Source organism: Streptomyces massasporeus (assembly GCF_014648995.1).
GTDB lineage: Bacteria > Actinomycetota > Actinomycetes > Streptomycetales > Streptomycetaceae > Streptomyces > Streptomyces massasporeus.
In genome coordinates this window covers 440779-458305 of the sequence record NZ_BMSE01000002.1, presented here as the reverse complement: position 1 = coordinate 458305, position 17527 = coordinate 440779, and the positions used below count along the sequence as shown (strand labels likewise).

The 17527-nt window shown below is 71.6% G+C and carries 13 protein-coding genes; 5 read left to right on the top strand and 8 right to left on the bottom strand.

The window, feature by feature from the left end; all coding sequences use genetic code 11:
- Positions 1-46 precede the first annotated feature (46 nt).
- Entirely contained in the window at positions 47-1087 is a 1041-nt protein-coding gene (locus tag IE153_RS06880) for a hypothetical protein (protein WP_189588867.1), read from the top strand.
- A gap of 82 nt (positions 1088-1169) precedes the next feature.
- On the opposite strand, the gene IE153_RS06875 is transcribed toward IE153_RS06880, so the two are convergent.
- The 3 genes from IE153_RS06875 to IE153_RS06865 form a co-directional block, all read right to left on the bottom strand.
- Complete coding sequence (locus tag IE153_RS06875) at positions 1170-2330, bottom strand: serine hydrolase domain-containing protein (RefSeq protein ID WP_189588866.1); 1161 nt, start codon at positions 2328-2330, stop codon at positions 1170-1172.
- Positions 2331-2430: 100 nt separating this feature from the next.
- A complete protein-coding gene (locus IE153_RS06870; protein WP_189588865.1) occupies positions 2431-4188 on the bottom strand; it encodes a TIGR03767 family metallophosphoesterase in 1758 nt (585 codons plus the stop codon).
- A gap of 254 nt (positions 4189-4442) precedes the next feature.
- Positions 4443-4901 carry an NUDIX hydrolase gene (locus tag IE153_RS06865; RefSeq protein WP_229828881.1) on the bottom strand — a complete coding sequence of 153 codons (459 nt, stop codon included), beginning with the start codon at positions 4899-4901 and terminating at the stop codon, positions 4443-4445.
- 225 nt (positions 4902-5126) lie between these two features.
- On the opposite strand from IE153_RS06865, the gene IE153_RS06860 reads away from it, so the two are divergent.
- A complete protein-coding gene (locus IE153_RS06860) occupies positions 5127-8438 on the top strand; it encodes a S8 family serine peptidase (protein WP_189588864.1) in 3312 nt (1103 codons plus the stop codon).
- Positions 8439-8495: 57 nt separating this feature from the next.
- Here the strand turns inward: IE153_RS06860 and IE153_RS06855 are convergent, their stop codons facing one another.
- From IE153_RS06855 to IE153_RS06845, 3 genes are all read right to left on the bottom strand, one after another.
- Positions 8496-9719: an RNA-guided endonuclease InsQ/TnpB family protein gene (locus tag IE153_RS06855; RefSeq protein WP_189588863.1), complete on the bottom strand. Its 1224-nt coding sequence runs from the start codon at positions 9717-9719 to the stop codon at positions 8496-8498.
- Between the two features lie 258 nt (positions 9720-9977).
- Complete coding sequence (locus IE153_RS06850; RefSeq protein ID WP_229828878.1) at positions 9978-10796, bottom strand: hypothetical protein; 819 nt, start codon at positions 10794-10796, stop codon at positions 9978-9980.
- A 1-nt stretch (position 10797) separates the two neighbouring features.
- Positions 10798-11355 (bottom strand): sigma-70 family RNA polymerase sigma factor, encoded by a 558-nt coding sequence (locus tag IE153_RS06845; protein ID WP_189589253.1) that lies wholly within the window; start codon positions 11353-11355, stop codon positions 10798-10800.
- 347 nt (positions 11356-11702) lie between these two features.
- On the opposite strand from IE153_RS06845, the gene IE153_RS06840 reads away from it, so the two are divergent.
- Positions 11703-12719, top strand: coding sequence for an aspartate-semialdehyde dehydrogenase (locus IE153_RS06840; RefSeq protein ID WP_189588862.1), 1017 nt, complete (start codon positions 11703-11705; stop codon positions 12717-12719).
- Positions 12720-12726: 7 nt separating this feature from the next.
- Here IE153_RS06840 and IE153_RS06835 read toward each other — a convergent pair whose 3' ends face one another.
- The gene (locus IE153_RS06835; RefSeq protein ID WP_189588861.1) at positions 12727-13209 is read right to left on the bottom strand and encodes a DUF1203 domain-containing protein; all 483 of its coding nucleotides are present in this window, start codon (positions 13207-13209) and stop codon (positions 12727-12729) included.
- A 174-nt stretch (positions 13210-13383) separates the two neighbouring features.
- On the opposite strand from IE153_RS06835, the gene IE153_RS06830 reads away from it, so the two are divergent.
- Both IE153_RS06830 and pepN read left to right on the top strand, forming a co-directional pair.
- Positions 13384-13809, top strand: coding sequence for a LysR substrate-binding domain-containing protein (locus tag IE153_RS06830; protein WP_438817902.1), 426 nt, complete (start codon positions 13384-13386; stop codon positions 13807-13809).
- Positions 13810-13864: 55 nt separating this feature from the next.
- The gene (gene pepN, locus IE153_RS06825; RefSeq protein WP_189588859.1) at positions 13865-16447 is read left to right on the top strand and encodes an aminopeptidase N; all 2583 of its coding nucleotides are present in this window, start codon (positions 13865-13867) and stop codon (positions 16445-16447) included.
- Between the two features lie 90 nt (positions 16448-16537).
- On the opposite strand, the gene IE153_RS06820 is transcribed toward pepN, so the two are convergent.
- Complete coding sequence (locus IE153_RS06820) at positions 16538-17473, bottom strand: EamA family transporter (RefSeq protein ID WP_189588858.1); 936 nt, start codon at positions 17471-17473, stop codon at positions 16538-16540.
- Positions 17474-17527 lie beyond the last annotated feature (54 nt).

Genomic DNA, 17527 nt, shown 5'->3' with positions numbered 1-17527 from the left:
TGTAACAGCGGTTCAAAGGGGGCCGGAGCGCGGGAAATTGCGGGTCATGACCCACAACACCCCGCTCTCCCCCCGCCCCCTGCACGACCTGTCCGGCGGTGGCCGCCCCCGTGTGATGACGGCCGCCCAGCTCCGCTCGCACGGCGTCTCCACGGCCGAGACGAACGAGCAGTGCCGCTCCGGCGGCCCCTGGCAGCAGCTCCTCCCCGGCGTCGTCCTGCTCCACCCGGGCCCGCCGACCAGCGAGGAGCGGCTGCACGCGGTGCTGATGTACGCGGCGCGGGAGCGTGGCACCGGGGTGCCCGCCCAGCCCGGCGCGGGCCGGCCGCACACCCCCGCTTATCCCGAGGTGATGATCACGGGCCTGGCCGCGCTGACGCTGCACGGCTTCTCCTCCACGCCCCCGCTGCCGTCCCTGGAGGCCATCGACGTCCTGGTCCCGCGGCTGCGGCGGCTGCGCTCCACGGGCTGCGTGCGCATCGTCCGCACGCCCGTCATGCCCGCCCCCGAGCAGGTCACGGGGGTGCCGGTGGCGCCGGTCGCGCGGGCGCTGGCCGACGCGGTGGCCGAACTCGCGGACGCCGGCATCGTCCGCCGGCTGCTCACGGAGGCGGTCCGCGGCGCCCACTGCGACCCGGCGGCGGTGGTCCGCGAGCTGAACCAGGCCCGGCTGCTGAGCCGCCCCCACGTGGTGGACGCGGTGGAGTCCCTGCTCGCCGAGGGCCGGGCGCGAGCGGAGGACCGCCTGTACCGGATGGTCCACGAGTACGGCCTGCCCGACCCGGTCTGGAACGTCGACCTGCGCCTGCCCGGCGGCCCCTACCTCGGCGGCCTCGACGCGTACTGGCCCGACCAGGCGGTGGCGGTGGAAATCGACACCCGGGCCCCCCGGCAGGACGACGACGCCCTGTGGTCCGAGTACGCCCGCAAGCGCGAGCACCTGGAGCGGCTCGGCATCACGGTCGTCCACATCACGCCGAGGAAGCTCCGCGACTCCCCGGAACAGCAGGCGACGGTGATCCGCACGGCCCTGATGGCCTCGGCCGACCGCGAACCGGCGGCGTACGTGGCGGTGCTGCCCCGTTAGTGACGGACGCGGGGGCAGGACCAGGAGGGGAGAGGAGGGGCCGCCGGGACGCACCGGCGGTCCCTCCTCATGCCGGGAGTCGCTACCGGCCGCAGAACTCCGCCTCGATGATCGCGTCGGTGCTCCCCGACCAGTCGCCGTTGAAGTTGACGGCGAGGGAGTTACGGCCGTTCCCCGTGGTCACCGCGTCCGAGTTCGAGCCGTAGATCCCGCCGTCGTGGCCCCAGACGTGGACGCCGCAGCTGAGCTTGCGGTCCACGAGCCCCAGGCCGTAGCAGCTGGTCTCCCGGCTGGACTCGACCGTGGTCTTCATCTCCTTCAACTGCTCGCGCGGGAGCAGCCTGCCGCCGAGCAGGGCCGAGTAGAAGCGGGTCAGGTCGGCGGAGCTGGAGACCATCTGGCCGGAGCCGTAGGCCAGGCGCGGGTTCAGTTCCGTGACGTCGTATGTCGGGCCCGTGTCCGTCTTGGCCAGCTTGGAGTAGGCGCGGCTGCTGGGCCGGGGCAGGGTGACGCGGGTGGTGGGGACGGACGTGGACGTCAGGTGCAGGGGGACGATGATCCGGCGGTCGATCTCGTCGCCGTAGTCGTTGCCGGTGGCCTTCTCGATCACCCGCGCGGCCAGGAGGTAGTTGGTGTTGGAGTACGCGAACGACGCGCCGGGCTCGAAGTACGGCCGGTTCTTCATCGCGATGGCGAGCATGTCCTCGGGGGCCGCCTCGTCGAAGCGGTGCTTCATGAAGCCGTCCGGGGTCATGTAGGTCTGCTGGAAGCCCGGGTCCTCGAGGTAGTCGAAGATGCCGCTGGTGTGGTTCAGGAGCTGCCGGATCGTGATGCGGGCGCCGTCGTGGCCGTTGCCCCGGACCGCGCCCGGGAGCCACTTCTCCACCGTGTCGTCGAGCGACAGCCGTCCCTCCGCCTCCAGTTGGAGGACGACCGTGGCGACGAACGTTTTGGTGATGCTGGCGATGCGGTAGTGGTCCCGGACCGAACGCGGCGTGCCCGTCTTCGGGTTGCCGACGCCGGCCGTGGCCGCCCAGGTGCCGTGGCCCCGCCGTACCGTCACCGTCACCCCCGGGACGCCGTCGGCGACCGCGGCCCGGACGGCCTGCTCGGTCGCGTCATGGCCGGCGGCTGCGGCGACCGGGCCCGCCGCCACCGCCGGAGCCGTGAGGGCCGCCGACAGTGCCACCGCCGTCGCCGCCGTCGCCGCCGTCAGGGCCGCCGTACGCGCTCGTCTGCTCATGTCCCCGTTTCCCCCTGTCACGTCATATCGAGTTGCGTCGGGAGAGGGGACACCGGTCGTCCTGCCGGGGGTTGACCGGCGCCGGGCGGTTGAGCGGGTTTCAGCCCTTCTTGAGCACCAGTTCGGTGTTGCGGTCCTCCGGGGCGCCGCCGAGGGTCGTGCTCGCGCCGGGGGCGTTGAGGGACAGCTCGCGGTAGAGCGCCGCGAGGCCGGTCTGGGAGAGGTCGGAGAAGTCCGTGCGGTGCGGGGCCGAGGACTCCACGAGCGTCGTGAACAGGGAGATCGTGCCGTCCTTGTTGTCGGCCAGCTCGATGACCCGGGCGAGTTGCGGGAAGTCGACGTGGGAGGCGGTGGAGATCTCCCAGAAGGAGCCGCCGCTCGCCATGGCATGCGGTGTGACGACGTTCTTGTGGATGTGGCCGTTCACCCAGGCGAGCACCCTGGGGTGACTGCCGAGCAGGGCGAGGACCTCCTGGCCGTTGTGGCGGCGCTCGTTCGGCCTCGCCGGGTCGCCGCGCAGGTTCGTCATCGTCTTGCTGGTGTGATGGCTGAAGATCACCGCGTAGGAGTCCTTGTTGTCCCGCAGTGTCTTGTCGAGCCACTTCAGCTGGGCCGTGCCGATCGACCCCTCGTAGTGGCCGCCGGAGTCGGTGGTGTCCAGGCTGATGCCGATGACGTCGTCGGAGATGCGGAAGGCGTAGTACTGGGTGCCCGTGTCCAGGTTGGCGGAGGAGTAGCCGTGGCCGGCCGGGCCGACGCCGCGGTGGGCCGGGTCCAGGTGCGCCCGGAGGTACTCGGCCAGCGTGAAGGGGGCTCGGCTCTCGTCGGGGGTGACCGAACGCATGGAGCGGGCGTGGGACTTGAGGAAGTCGTGGTAGCGGACACCCTGGGGGTCACGCGCCTTCTTGATCTGCGCCTGGAGCTGCTGCGCCTCGGCCGCGGTCACGTTCATCAGCTTCTTGCCGCCGACGGCCAGTTCGGTGAGGTAGGAGTCGCCGTGCGAGGCGTAGCAGCCCATCGGCAGGGTGTCGTGGTTGCCGACCGTCGAGTACCAGGGCAGGTTGAGGCCGGGGCTGCGGACCTCCCGGATGGCGGCCTTCAGGAAGCCGTCCAGGTGCGGGAACCCGGCCTGCTTGTCGCTGTCGCGGACGGCGGCGTCGGGCTGCCAGTACTGCTTGAGGCCGCTGTTCTGGACGCCCTCGTACTGGCGCGGGTCACCGGAGTTGGGCGTGATGCGCCCGCCGCTCATGATCTTCAGGAACCAGTCCAGCTCGGACTTGGCGTTGTTGTCCGTGTTGTCGCCGGTGGTCATGGCGAAGTGCAGCGGGGCGCCGGTGACGGGGGCGCCGCGCAGCGCGTTGATCCGCTCCACGAGCGCGATCGCGCCCTGTACGGTCAGCGCCTCGTGCGGCCGCCAGGCGTGGATGTCGGCCGAGCGCAGGTACTCCAGGCGCAGCGGGTGCTGGGCGTCGATGATGTGCAGGTCGGTGAGCTGTACGAACGCGGCGAGCGCGGTACGGCGCCCGGCGCGGCCGGACTTGGGCGCGGCCAGGTCGGAGCGGACGACCCGCTGCCAGCCGGCTCCGTCGCCCAGGCGCCGGTAGCCGGAGCCCCCGCGCGGGGTGGCGACGGAGGCGAGGGTGGTGCCCTTGGTGTACGGGGCCAGCGGCGCGGCCGGCGCCCGGCGCGAGGACGCGGCCACGGCGGTGGTGCTCTCCTGGGCCGTGGCGGCCTGGCTGTCGCTGGGCCGCAGGGCGTAGCCGACGCCCGCGGAGAGGGCGACCGCGCCGGTGGCGGCGAGGACGGAACGACGGTGGATGCCCTGGCCGGAGCCGGCGACTGAGCGTGTGCGCGACATGCGCTTCTCTCCCCGAGTGCGAACGCGTCGGCAGTGGTCGCGGGGCGTTCACGTCGTGAACACCCCGCTCGTACTGGATCGTTGGCACCGGGGATGACCTGCGCGTGAACGAGGCGGCAACGCGCAGCGCAGATCACCGAACGTGGATCTTGGACTACCCTGCGCGTCGTCGCCCGCTCCGGATCCGGCCGGGAACCGGTCACGCGGCGTTCATCTTCCGGGGTACCGCACCGGGATCCGGCGTACGGTCGGCCCTACTCCAGGACGTCGGCCAGCCGTCCGGTGGCCGGGCGTTCGCGCCACATCCGCAGCGCGATGTCGACCATCGAGATCCGCACCAGCCCGGACACGGCGTCCAGGTCCTGCCAGGCGGCGAGGTCCGTGGAGCCGTTGACCTCGTTGCGCAGTTCGCCGCCGATGATCCGGGCCTCGTAGACGAACCGGACGCCGTGATGGTCGACGGGAGGCCCGAAGCCGTTGCGGAAGACGCGGTGGGCGGAGTTCACGCCGAGCAGCCCGGTCACCTCGATGCGGTACCCGGTCTCCTCCTCCACCTCCCGCCGGACCGTGTCGTAGGGATCCTCGCCGTGCTCCATGCCGCCGCCCGGCAGGACCCACTCGGGCGTGCCGTCCTGGGCGGGTGAGCGGGCGAGGAGGATCTGTCCGTCCCGGACGCATATGGCGTAGGCCGCCACCCTCAACTTCTGTCTCACTCCGGGACGTTAACCGATTTCTTCGCCACCTTCGGGACTGATGCTCACAAATCGCATCGCGGGTTTTCCCCATACATCCATCTCGTTTCGGTCAACCCTCCCCAAAGAAGTTCCCCTTGCGTAAGGCTGTGCGATCGTCCGGGCTTGCCGTTCGGACCGTGTGCGACCAGGGCCGATCGGGCCCCGGTCGCGTCCCGCTCGTTCCTTTACCTACAAGGGATGCCGATGACCCCTCCCACCCCGCGCGATCAGATATCGGGCCCGAGACGTGTGGCCCGCATCGCCGTGGCCGCCGGTCTCGTGGCCGCGCTCTCCGCGGCCGGGCCGATCCCGATGGCCTTCTCCGCCGACGGGCCTGGCACGGACGCCCCGGCCGACCCGAGCGTCAAGTCCGCGCACGCCAAGCTCGGTTCGGACGACGCGGACCTGCTCGCGGAGGCCAAGGCCGACGGCGACAAGACCGTCACGATGATGATCGCCACCGCGCCCGGGAAGACCGAGCAGGTCGCCGGGCAGCTGGACGCGGTCAAGGGCGGCTCGGTGGGCCGGGCCGACGACAAGCTGGGCTACGTCCGCGCCACCGTCCCGACGGCCAAGGCGGACTCGGCGATCGCCGCCGCCGCCAAGCTGTCCTCCGTGCACGGCATCGACCTGCGCGAGGAGATCCCCCTCGACGACCCGACGCCGAGCGCGGACACCGCCAAGGGCGCCAAGGCCGCGAAGGGGGCGTACCCCGCGCCGGGGAAGAAGACCCCGGCGGAGAACCCGTACAACCCGTCCTTCGAGACGGGCGCGGTCGACTTCGTCGAGGACCACCCGAAGGCGGACGGCCGCGGCGTCACCATCGGCATCCTCGACTCCGGCGTGGACCTCGGTCACCCGGCGCTGCAGAAGACGACGACCGGTGAGCGGAAGATCGTCGACTGGGTGACGGCGACCGACCCGATCATCGACAACGACAACACCTGGCGCCCGATGGTCACGGCCGTGTCCGGCCCGGCCTTCACCTACCAGGGCCAGTCGTTCAAGGCGCCGGCGGGCTCGTACGCCGTCAGCCTCTTCAAGGAGTCGTACACCGCCGCCGGCGACGCCAAGGGCGACGCCAACCGCGACGGCGACACCACCGACGTCTGGGGCGTGCTGTACGACGCCAAGACCGGCACGGTCCGGGTCGACCTGAACAACAACAACGACTTCGGCGACGACGCCCCGATGAAGCCGTACAAGGACGGCCACCAGGTCGGGTACTTCGGCACCGACGACCCGGCCACCGACATCGCCGAGCGGCAGCCGTTCGTCGTGGAGATCCGCAAGGACGTCCCGATGGACCCGCTGGGCGGCACCTGGGTCGGCAAGAAGTCGGACTTCGTGAACATCGGCGTCATCGAGTCCGAGCACGGCACGCACGTCGCCGGCATCACCGCCGCCAACGGCCTGTTCGGCGGCAAGATGAACGGCGCCGCCCCCGGTGCCAAGCTGGTCTCCTCGCGCGCCTGCACCTGGTCCGGCGGCTGCACCAACGTCGCGCTGACCGAGGGCATGATCGACCTCGTCACCAAGCGCGGCGTCGACATCGTCAACATGTCCATCGGCGGCCTGCCGGCGCTGAACGACGGCAACAACGCCCGCAGCGAGCTGTACACGCGCCTCATCGACACCTACGGCGTCCAGCTGGTGATCTCCGCGGGCAACTCCGGCCCCGGCGCCAACACCATCGGCGACCCGGCCCTGGCCGACAAGGTCATCTCGGTCGGCGCGTCGGTCTCCAAGGAGACCTGGGCCGCCAACTACGGCTCGGTCGTGGAGAAGAAGTACGCGATGATGCCGTTCTCCTCGCGCGGCCCGCGTGAGGACGGCGGCTTCACGCCGACCCTGGTCGCCCCGGGCGCGGCGATCAACACCACGCAGACCTGGCTGCCGGGCGGCCCGGTCGCGGAGGCGGGCTACACCCTGCCGGCCGGCTACTCGATGCTCCAGGGCACCTCGATGGCCTCCCCGCAGGCCACCGGCGCCTCGGCGCTGCTCATCTCGGCCGCCAAGCAGAAGAAGATCGACCTCACGCCGGCGACCCTGCGCACGGCTCTCACCTCCACCGCCGACCACATCAAGGGTGTGCAGGCGTACGAGGAGGGCGCGGGCCTGATGAACATCCCCGACGCCTGGGACGCCATCCGCGACGACGCCACCGCCCACACCTACACGGTCAAGGCGCCGGTCGACACCGCGATCGACCAGTTCCTGAAGACCCCGGGCTTCGGCACGGGCCTCTACGACCGTGAGGGCGGCCTGAAGGCCGGCCAGAAGAAGACGTACGAGATCACCCTGACCCGTACGTCCGGCGCCGACAAGGCGATCCGGCACGAGCTGCACTTCGAGAACAACGCGGGCGGCACGTTCCGCATCGTCGGCTCCGACGAGGTGAAGCTGCCGCTGAACCAGCCGGTGACCGTCAAGGTCCAGGCCGCGCCGAAGTCCGCGGGCCTCAAGAGCGCGATCCTGGAGGTCGACGACCCGAAGACCGAGGGCATCGACCGCCAGGTCCTCAGCACGGTCGTGGTCGCCGCGCCGCTGAAGTACACGTTCTCCGCGAAGAGCTCGGTGCAGCGCAACAGCACCCAGCACTACTTCGTCACCGTCCCCGAGGGCGCGAAGACCCTCGAGGTCGCGATGAGCGGGCTGAAGGACAAGAGCCAGACCCGGTTCATCTCGATCCACCCGTACGGTGTGCCGTCGGACCCGACGTCGACGATCAACTGCTACCCGAACTACAGCAACCCGGCCAACACCTGCCGTCCGGACCTGCGTTCCTACGCCGACCCGCAGGCCGGCGTCTGGGAGATCGAGGTCGAGTCGCGCCGCACGTCGCCGCTGCTGGACAACCCGTACAAGCTGGACGTCGCCGTGCTCGGCGCGGCCTTCGACCCGGAGACCGTGACCGTGCCCGAGGCGAAGGTCGGCACCCCCGCCGCCGCCTCCTGGAAGGTGAAGAACGGCTTCGCCGCGCTCGACGGCAAGCTGGTCGGCGGCCCGCTCGGCTCGGCCAAGGTGGCCCGCCCCTCGATCAAGCAGGGCGAGACGCAGACCACGACGGTCGAGGTGCCCGCGGGCGCCAAGTCGCTGGACGTCGCCATCGGCGGTGTCTCGGACAACGCCGCGGACCTGGACCTCGCCGTGTACGACGCGTCGGGCACACAGGTCGGCAGCTCCGCCGACGGCGACTCGGAGGAGTCGGTCTCCATTCCCGCCCCGGCCGCCGGGAAGTACTCGATCGAGGTCGTCGGCTACTCGGTGCCTGCCGGCACCACGGAGTACGACTACCAGGACGTGTTCTTCTCCCCCTCCCTCGGCAGCGTCAGCGTCGACGGGTCGGCTCCGGTGAAGCTCGGCACGGGCGACTCCGCCACGGTCTCGGGCAGCGTCACCGCCGCGGCGGCCGCTCCCGAGGGGCGTGAGTTCTTCGGCCAGGTCCAGCTGGTCAACGCGCGCGGCACGGTCGCGGGCGTGGGCAGCGTGAAGATCGAGAAGGTTCTGCCTTGACTTGCACCTCGGGCTGAAGCCTGAGGATTCTGGCCCTCTCCGCCGGTTGCTGTGTCGCTAAGCGGCACGGTTGCCGGCGGGGAGTCCATGGCTTCCTGTTTCTTCGCGCTGTGCCGGGATCGCTCCCGGTCTTACCGGCGCTCCGCAGGCCGATACCGCCAGTCCGGCGGCCGTCTTGATGTTGATCGCGGCGTTGGTGTCCCGGTCGTGGACGGTGCCGCAGGCGGTACAGGTCCACTCCCGCACTCCCAGGGGTTTGGGTCCGTCCACGGCGCCGCAGGTGGAGCAAGTCTGGGAGGTCGGTGTGAACCGGCCGATCTTCACCAGGGTGCGGCCGTACCGGGCGGCCTTGTACTCCAGCATATTCACGAACGACGACCAGCCCGCGTCATGAACGGACTTGGCCAGCCTCGTGCGGGCCAGTCCCGCCACCGACAAATCCTCCACGGCGATCCCTTGGTTCTCGGTGATCAGCTTTGTGGAGAGCTGGTGGTGGAACTCACGGCGTGCGTCGCCGACTTCGGCGTGGGCGCGGGCGACCTTCAGACGGGCCTTGGCCCGGTTCCTTGATCCCTTCTGCTTGCGGGACAGCTCGCGCTGGGTCTTCTTCAGCTTCTTCTCCGCGCGCCGCAGGAAGCGCGGGGAGTCGATCTTCGTGCCATCGGACAGGACCGCGAAGTGGGTAAGGCCAAGATCGATGCCGATGATGCGGTCGGTCTCGGGCATCCGGGCCTGGTCGGCGGCGGGGTCGGTCTCGATGACGAAGGAGGCGAAGAATCTGCCGGCCGCGTCCTTGATGACGGTAACGGAGGTGGGGGTGGCGGGCAGCGTGCGGGACCACTTCGCCTTCACCGCGCCGATCTTCGGCAGGCTCAGGCGGCCACTGTCGGAGATGCTCCAGCGGGCGTTGGCGGTGAACCGGATCGACTGCCGCGTGTCCTTACGGGACTTCAACCGTGGTGCTCCCACCTTCGGTCCCTTACGCGTGCCCTTGAGCGAAGCGAAGAAGTTGCGGTACGCCTTGTCGGCGTCCCGCAGAGACTGCTGAAGCACCACCGCGCAAACCTCGCCGAGCCAGGACCGCTCGGCTGTCCGTTTCGCCTCAGTGATCAGCTTCCGGGACAGCTGACCGGCTGTCGGGAACGGCTGTCCGGCCTTACGGGCGTCCTCGCGGGCATGCACGGCGTCGTTGAACACGACGCGGGCGCACCCGAACGCCCTGGCCAGCGCGGCCTGCTGAGCGGCGTCGGGGTACAGCCTGAAGGCGTACCGGAGCTGCATGACGATCACACTAGGCAAGTCGAACCCACGCCGTCACCGGGAACATGCGAACGATCCGTCACCGTCACAAGCAGGGTTCGGCTCCGCCGGAAAGACACCGCGATGCTGCGCGTCGCGGCCACGAGATTCGCTTCACCTCCGCCCTGAAGGCCGGAGCACTGCGAATGACGTCGGTAGCGGTACCGCGGCAACGGTGGGGCGGGCGTCCGTGAGGGCGCCCGCCCTTTCCGCTGCCCGGGCACGGGAAGGTGCGCTCCGCTACGGGCACGGGATGGTGCGCGAGGCGGGCAGTTCCTCGATGATCCACGCCCGGTCGCGGGCGATCTCCTTCTCCCCCGTGGTCCACATGTCCGGCTCGGCCTGCCCGCCCGGGATCCCGACGAGGACGTGGTCACCGGCCCGGAGCCGGGGCTCGACGCCGGTCTCCATGGGGAAGGTGATCCGCTTGCCGCCCTTGTCGGGCTTGTAGTAGCGCGCGACGTCGAGGGTGATCCGGTCCTGACCGGTGCCGGGGAGGGGCTCGATCCCGGCGACCGTGCCCTCGACGACGATCCGGGCGCAGGCGAGGTACCCGGCGGGACCGAGCTTGGCGTCCTCACCGGCCTGCGGCCGGCCGGCGGAACTGTCGGCGGCGGCCGACCCGCCCTGATCGTCTCCGGCGCTCATGCCGTCGCTCTGGACGACGAGCCAGCCCATGCCGATCACGAGACTGGCCCCGACGGCCGCGACGAGCCCCTTCATGGCCACGGCCAGGGGCCGGCGGGAGCGGGTGCGGGTGCGGGTGCGGTGCGTGGTCAGCGGGGTCACGGAGGCGCCGGCGCCTCCTCCCCCCGGCTCGGGGGCGGCGGCCCGCTCGGGATCGGCGGCCCGCTCCGGACCGGCGGCTCGCCCGGGATCGGTGAGCGCCCGGCCGATGAGGCCCAGGTGCTCGCGCAGCAGTGCCACGTCGTCGGTCGCCGACCGGTACGCCGTCATGAAGGCGTCGTCCGCGAGGGCGTCGTCCCCGGGCGCCTCGCCGGTGATCACCGCCATCAGCGCCGCCTCGTCGTGCCCGTCCTTGTCGTGCCCGGCGGTCACGTCACACCACCTCGTCCTCGTGCAGGCGGGCACGCAGGGCCCGTACGGCCGTGTGCAGCCGGCTCTTGACCGTGCCCTCCGGGACGCCGAGCTGCTCGGCGATGGACCGGACCGGCAGATCGGCGTAGAAGCGCAGGACGACGACCTGCCGCTGGGCGTCGGGCAGCTCGTCCAGGCCCTGGGCGACGGCGACGGACAGCACGCTGCTGTCCTCGCCGGAGGGATGCTCCGCCGGCTGGCGCAGGGCGGCCAGCCGCTCCCCGAGCCGCTCCTGGCGGCGCTTGGCCCGGTGCCAGTCCATGGCGAGGTTGGAGGCGACGACCGCCGCCCACGCCGAGACGTCCCGCGGCGCCTCCCGGCCGCTGGCGGCCCGCTCCAGCAGCCGCAGGCGGACCTGCTGCACCCCGTCCGGCAGGTCCGCCTGCGGCACCCCGCCGAGCGCGAGCACCGCCCGCACCCGGCGCTCCTGTGCCGCGTCCAGCGGATCGGCCCCGCCCCCCGGGTCGTCGCCGGTCGCCGCGTGCGCCTCCCGGCCGCGCCGTGGCCTTCCGCGCAACAGCACAAGCCACCCCCCTCACGTCGTTTCTCCTACGACGCCGGCACGTCCCGGAACGTTCGCTCACCGCGCGGCGAGTTCCGCCGGGACGGCAGAGGCGTACATCACACTTCCGTGTGGCCGGGATCGGTATGGGCAGGCGAGCTTGCGGCGCACGACCCCTGCCGGACGAATTCCTCCAGCTCAGCGGGGTCGACACCGCAGGTCCGCAACCATGGAGCGGGACAGTCCGTCCCACTCTCCGGGCAGACCGGGGAAAGAAGTGGACAGGCGGGCCGTGGTCGGCCGCATGATGGAAAAGCCTCGGCCAAGCAACGAGTACGTGAAGAGACGCAGGAGAGGGAGTCACCGTGAGGGTCGGAATCGTCGGAGCCACCGGACAGGTGGGCACGGTCATGCGCAGGATCCTCAAGGAGCGGAACTTCCCGGTCACCGAGCTGCGCCTGTTCGCCTCGGCCCGCTCCGCCGGGTCGCAGCTGGACGGCGTGACGGTGGAGGACGCGGCGACCGCCGACTACACCGGCCTGGACATCGTCCTGTTCTCCGCGGGCGGTGCCACGTCCAAGGCGCTGGCCGAGAAGGTCGCCTCCCAGGGCGCCGTCGTGATCGACAACTCCTCCGCGTGGCGCAAGCACCCCGAGGTGCCCCTGGTCGTCTCCGAGGTCAACCCGCACGCGATCAAGGACCGCCCCAAGGGCATCATCGCGAACCCGAACTGCACGACCATGGCCGCGATGCCGGTCCTGCGTCCGCTGCACGACGAGGCGGGCCTGGAAGCCCTGGTCGTCGCCACGTACCAGGCGGTCTCCGGCTCCGGTCTCGCGGGCGTCGCCGAGCTGCACGGCCAGACGCAGAAGGTCGTCGCCGACGCCGAGAAGCTCACCCACGACGGTGAGGCGGTCGACTTCCCCGAGCCGGGCGTCTACAAGCGCCCCATCGCCTTCAACGTGCTGCCGCTCGCGGGCAACATCGTCGACGACGGCCTGAACGAGACCGACGAGGAGCAGAAGCTCCGCAACGAGTCCCGCAAGATCCTGGAGATCCCCGAGCTGAAGGTCTCCGGCACCTGCGTGCGCGTCCCGGTCTTCTCCGGCCACTCCCTCCAGGTCAACGCCCGCTTCGCCCGGCCGATCAGCCCCGCGCGCGCGACGGAGCTGCTGGCGGACGCCCCGGGCGTCGTCGTCACCGACATCCCCACCCCCCTCCAGGCCGCCGGCAAGGACCCGTCCTACGTCGGCCGCATCCGCCGCGACGAGACGGTGGACAACGGCCTGGCCCTCTTCGTCTCCAACGACAACCTCCGCAAGGGCGCGGCCCTGAACGCGATCCAGATCGCGGAGCTGGTGGCGGCGGAGCTGAAGGGCTAGTCCCCCCTCAGCCCCTGCGCACCTCGTAGAGGAAGCAGCCGTACTCGACGGCCCGGACGTGGACCAGTGCCACGGCCGGGTCGTCGAACGCTTCCCGGAGGGCCTGCCGGAACCCACCCGGTTCCCCGACCAGCCGGCCGCCCAGGATCCGTCCCTCGGCCGAGTAGCGGCGGACCGTGCGGTGGGAGCCGGTGAAGGGGAGGGTGTCGCCGGCCGGGCCCGCGCACGCGTCGGCGTGGATGAAGACCGGGCCCTGTTCGTCGTAGGGGCCGGGAGTGGCGCCCGTTTCGGCGGCCCAGCGGCGGAGCGGAGCGTACGAGACCAGGGCGAGGCGTTCGCCCGGCTCGCTGTGGCGCAGGCAGCAGCGCAGTGGGCTGCCGCCCTCGGTGTCGGTGAAGCCGTCGGTCCGGCGGCCCGCGTCGTCCGTCGCGCGCAGTTCCTTCAGGGCCCGCGGGGCGATGGGGCGTGCGGTGTACGTGGTCGTCGTCATACTCATCAGCCTCGCTCGTGCGAGACCCGCTCACCGGCGGGATCCGGACGTCGCGTTCCCGCTCAGCGCGGCCGGCACCGCCGGCAGGGCCAGCGCGCCGCCCATGCCCAGTACCGCCGCGGGGCCCAGCCCGTCCGCCGTGCGGCCGCCCGTGAACGCCCAGCGCGAGACCTGGTGCTCGGCCCGGTGTTCTCACGGCGCCCCCAGACGGTCGCGGTCGCCTTGGACCATCCCTTCGCCTCCCGTACGGCCGTGACGGCCGCGGAGGTGGCCGGGGCCCCACTCGTGACGGCCGCGCCCCCGGCTCCCGCGTACTGGCGGGCGGCCCACGCCCCGTCCGCCGTGCCCGGCCCGGCGGTGAGCACCCTCCAGGAGGGGCTGCCCCAGGTCGCCGCCGGGCGCGCGGGGGTGCTGCTGTGCCGTCCCACGGCCGCGTACCACCGGCGCGAGGACGTGGCGTTCGTGCCGGTGGAGGGCGTGCCCGACTCGGCGCTCGGCCTGGTCCGGCACCGGGAGGGGGAGTCGGCGGCGGTGCGCGCGTTCGCCCGGGCCCTCACCTGCCGAGGGGTATCCCTAGGAGTCGCCCGGGTCGTCGCATGACGCCGAGCCGCCGTGGAAAGATGGCGCAACCCACCCATAACGAGGAGATGACCGCGTGCCTGGCACAAACCTGACCCGCGAAGAGGCGCAGCGGCGGGCGCAGCTGCTCGCCGTCGAGTCGTACGAGATCGAACTCGATCTCTCGGGCGCGCAGGAGGGCGGCACCTACCGGTCCGTGACCACGGTGCGCTTCGACGTGACGGCCGAGAACGGCGCGGAGTCGTTCATCGACCTGGTGGCGCCGGCCGTGCACGAGGTGACCCTGAACGGGGACTCCCTCGACCCGGCCGAGGTCTTCGCGGACTCCCGGATCGCCCTGCCCGGCCTGCTCCGGGGCCGCAACATCCTCCGGGTCGTCGCCGACTGCGCGTACACCAACACCGGCGAGGGCCTGCACCGCTTCGTCGACCCGGTCGACGACCAGGCCTACCTCTACACCCAGTTCGAGGTCCCGGACGCCCGCCGGGTGTTCGCGAGCTTCGAGCAGCCGGACCTCAAGGCGACCTTCCAGTTCACCGTGACGGCGCCCGAGGGCTGGACGGTCATCTCCAACTCCCCGACGCCCGAACCCCAGGACAACGTCTGGGTCTTCGAGCCGACGCCGCGCATCTCGACGTACATCACGGCGCTGATCGTCGGCCCGTACCACTCGGTGCACAGCGTGTACGAGAAGGACGGCCAGTCCGTCCCGCTCGGCATCTACTGCCGGCCCTCCCTCGCCGAGTACCTCGACTCGGACGCCATCTTCGAGGTGACCCGGCAGGGCTTCGACTGGTTCCAGGAGAAGTTCGACTACGCGTACCCGTTCGAGAAGTACGACCAGCTGTTCGTGCCGGAGTTCAACGCGGGCGCGATGGAGAACGCGGGCGCGGTGACCATCCGTGACCAGTACGTGTTCCGCTCGAAGGTGACGGACGCGGCGTACGAGGTGCGCGCGGAGACCATCCTGCACGAGCTGGCCCACATGTGGTTCGGCGACCTCGTGACCATGGAGTGGTGGAACGACCTGTGGCTGAACGAGTCGTTCGCCACGTACACGTCCATCGCCTGCCAGGCGGCCCACCCCGAGTCGCGCTGGCCGCACTCCTGGACCACGTTCGCCAACTCCATGAAGACGTGGGCATACCGCCAGGACCAGCTGCCGTCGACGCACCCGATCATGGCCGAGATCAACGACCTCGACGACGTGCTCGTCAACTTCGACGGCATCACGTACGCCAAGGGCGCGAGCGTGCTCAAGCAGCTCGTCGCGTACGTCGGCGAGGACGAGTTCTTCCGGGGCGTGCAGGCGTACTTCAAGGCGCACGCGTTCGGCAACACGCGCCTGTCGGACCTGCTGGGCGCCCTGGAGGAGACCTCGGGGCGTGATCTGAAGTCGTGGTCGAAGGCCTGGCTGGAGACGGCCGGCATCAACGTGCTGCGCCCGGAGATCGAGACGGACTCCGACGGCGTCGTCACGTCCTTCGCCATCCGCCAGGAGGCCCCGGCTCTGCCCGCCGGCGCCAAGGGCGAGCCGACGCTGCGCCCGCACCGGATCGCCGTCGGCCTGTACGACCTCGACGAGGCGAGCGGCAAGCTGGTCCGCCGGGAGCGCGTCGAGCTGGACGTGGACGGCGGGCTGACCGCCGTGCCGCAGCTCGTGGGGCAGCACCGCCCGGCCGTGATCCTGCTCAACGACGACGACCTGTCGTACGCGAAGGTCCGCCTGGACGAGCAGTCGCTGGCCTTCGTCACGGAGCACCTCGGCGACTTCGAGTCCTCCCTGCCGCGCGCCCTGTGCTGGGCGTCGGCCTGGGACATGACGCGCGACGCCGAGCTGGCGGCCCGCGACTACCTGTCGCTGGTGCTGTCCGGCATCGGCAAGGAGTCGGACATCGGTGTGGTGCAGTCGCTCCAGCGGCAGGTGAAGCTGGCGATCGACCTGTACGCCGACCCGGCCGCCCGCGAGGCGCTGCTGGCCCGCTGGACCGACGCGACCCTGGCGCACCTGCGGGCGGCGGCCCCGGGCAGCGACCACCAGCTGGCGTGGGCGCGCGCCTTCGCGGCGACGGCCCGCACGCCGGAGCAGCTCGATCTGCTGGAGGCGCTGCTGGACGGCTCGCAGACGATCGAGGGCCTGGCCGTCGACACGGAGCTGCGGTGGGCGTTCGTGCAGCGGCTCGCCGCGGTCGGCCGGTTCGACGAGGCGGAGATCGCGGGCGAGTACGAGCGTGACCGTACGGCCGCGGGCGAGCGTCACGCGACCACGGCCCGCGCGGCCCGTCCGACGGCGGAGGCCAAGGCGGAGGCGTGGGAGTCGGTCGTCGACTCCGACAAGCTGCCGAACGCCGTGCAGGAGGCGGTCATCGCCGGCTTCGTCCAGACCGACCAGCGCGAGGTGCTCGCCCCGTACGCGGAGCGGTACTTCGAGGTGGTCAAGGACATCTGGGAGTCCCGCTCCCACGAGATGGCCCAGCAGATCGCCGTCGGTCTCTACCCGACCGTGCAGGTCTCCCAGGAGACCCTGGACCGGACGGACGCCTGGCTGACCTCCGCCGAGCCGACCGCGGCCCTGCGGCGCCTGGTCTCGGAGTCCCGCGCGGGTGTGGAGCGCGCCCTGCGGGCCCAGCGGGCGGACGCGGCGGCCGCCGGGGAGTAATCCCGACGCTCTGCAACACCCCGAAGGGGCGTCCGGTCTGTGCCGGACGCCCCTTTGTCTATCCCCCGCCCGCCGCGGGCGTGACCGCACCTATCGCCGTAGCGCCGCCTCCCGCACGTCCGTCGCCCCGGTGTGGACGTTCCTCCCGGTGACGCCGACGGTTCGCGACGGCCGGGTGACGAACTGCCCCGCCACCGTCGCCCCGAACGCCAGCCCCATGCCGACCAGTTGCACCGGCGTCAGCGCCTGCCCGAGCGCCGCCCAGCCGACGACGGCGGCGGTCAGCGGGGAGAGCGGTCCGAGGAAGGTGACCTGGGTGGCGGTCATACGGCCGATGCCGCGGAACCACAGCCAGTACGCGACCGCCGTGTTCGCGACGGCGAGGTAGAGGTAACCGCCGACCGCCCGGCCGTCCAGCGCAGGCGGGGCGCCCTCGATCAGGAAGGCGAGCGGCGCGATGAGCAGGCCGCCCGCGGTGAGCTGCCAGCCGGTCAGCGCCAGCGGCCCGACCCCCTCGGGGCGGCCCCAGCGCTGGGTGAGCACGGTGCCGGTCGACATGGAGGCCGTGGAGGCCACGGCCGCCAGCAGGCCGAGCGTGTCCAGCGCCCCGGCCGCCCGCAGGACGACGAGGCTGACGCCGAACGCGGCCACGGCCCCGGTCACCAGCGTGCGCGCCGACGGCCGCTGCCCGAGCAGCAGCGCCGAGAGGCCGGCCACGAACAGCGGACCGGCGGAGCCGACGACCGCCGCCAGACCGCCGGGCAGCCGGTAAGCGGAGAGGAACAGCAGCGGGAAGAAGGCGCCGATGTTCAGCGCGCCGAGCACCGCCGCCTTCCACCACCAGGCACCGCGCGGCAGCACCCGGGCGAGGGCGAGCAGCAGCAGACCGGCGGGCAGGGCGCGCACGAGGGCGGTGAACAGGGGGCGGTCGGGCGGGAGGAACTCGGTGGTGACCGCGTAGGTCGTGCCCCAGGAGACGGGCGCGAGGGCGGTGAGGGTGATGAGGGCCGGGCGGGAGAGGGCCATGGGAGACACCCTTCGGAGTAGGTCAGCAGAAAGTAGCTTACCGCTAAGCAACTT

Coding starts and splice junctions, on each gene's coding strand:
- IE153_RS06820 (WP_189588858.1), bottom strand. CDS start 17,473: ATGGCCCTCTCCCGCCCGGCCCTCATCACCCTCACCGCCCTCGCGCCC.
- IE153_RS06880 (WP_189588867.1), top strand. CDS start 47: ATGACCCACAACACCCCGCTCTCCCCCCGCCCCCTGCACGACCTGTCC.
- IE153_RS06855 (WP_189588863.1), bottom strand. CDS start 9,719: ATGCAGCTCCGGTACGCCTTCAGGCTGTACCCCGACGCCGCTCAGCAG.
- IE153_RS06860 (WP_189588864.1), top strand. CDS start 5,127: ATGACCCCTCCCACCCCGCGCGATCAGATATCGGGCCCGAGACGTGTG.
- IE153_RS06835 (WP_189588861.1), bottom strand. CDS start 13,209: ATGACGACGACCACGTACACCGCACGCCCCATCGCCCCGCGGGCCCTG.
- IE153_RS06870 (WP_189588865.1), bottom strand. CDS start 4,188: ATGTCGCGCACACGCTCAGTCGCCGGCTCCGGCCAGGGCATCCACCGT.
- IE153_RS06875 (WP_189588866.1), bottom strand. CDS start 2,330: ATGAGCAGACGAGCGCGTACGGCGGCCCTGACGGCGGCGACGGCGGCG.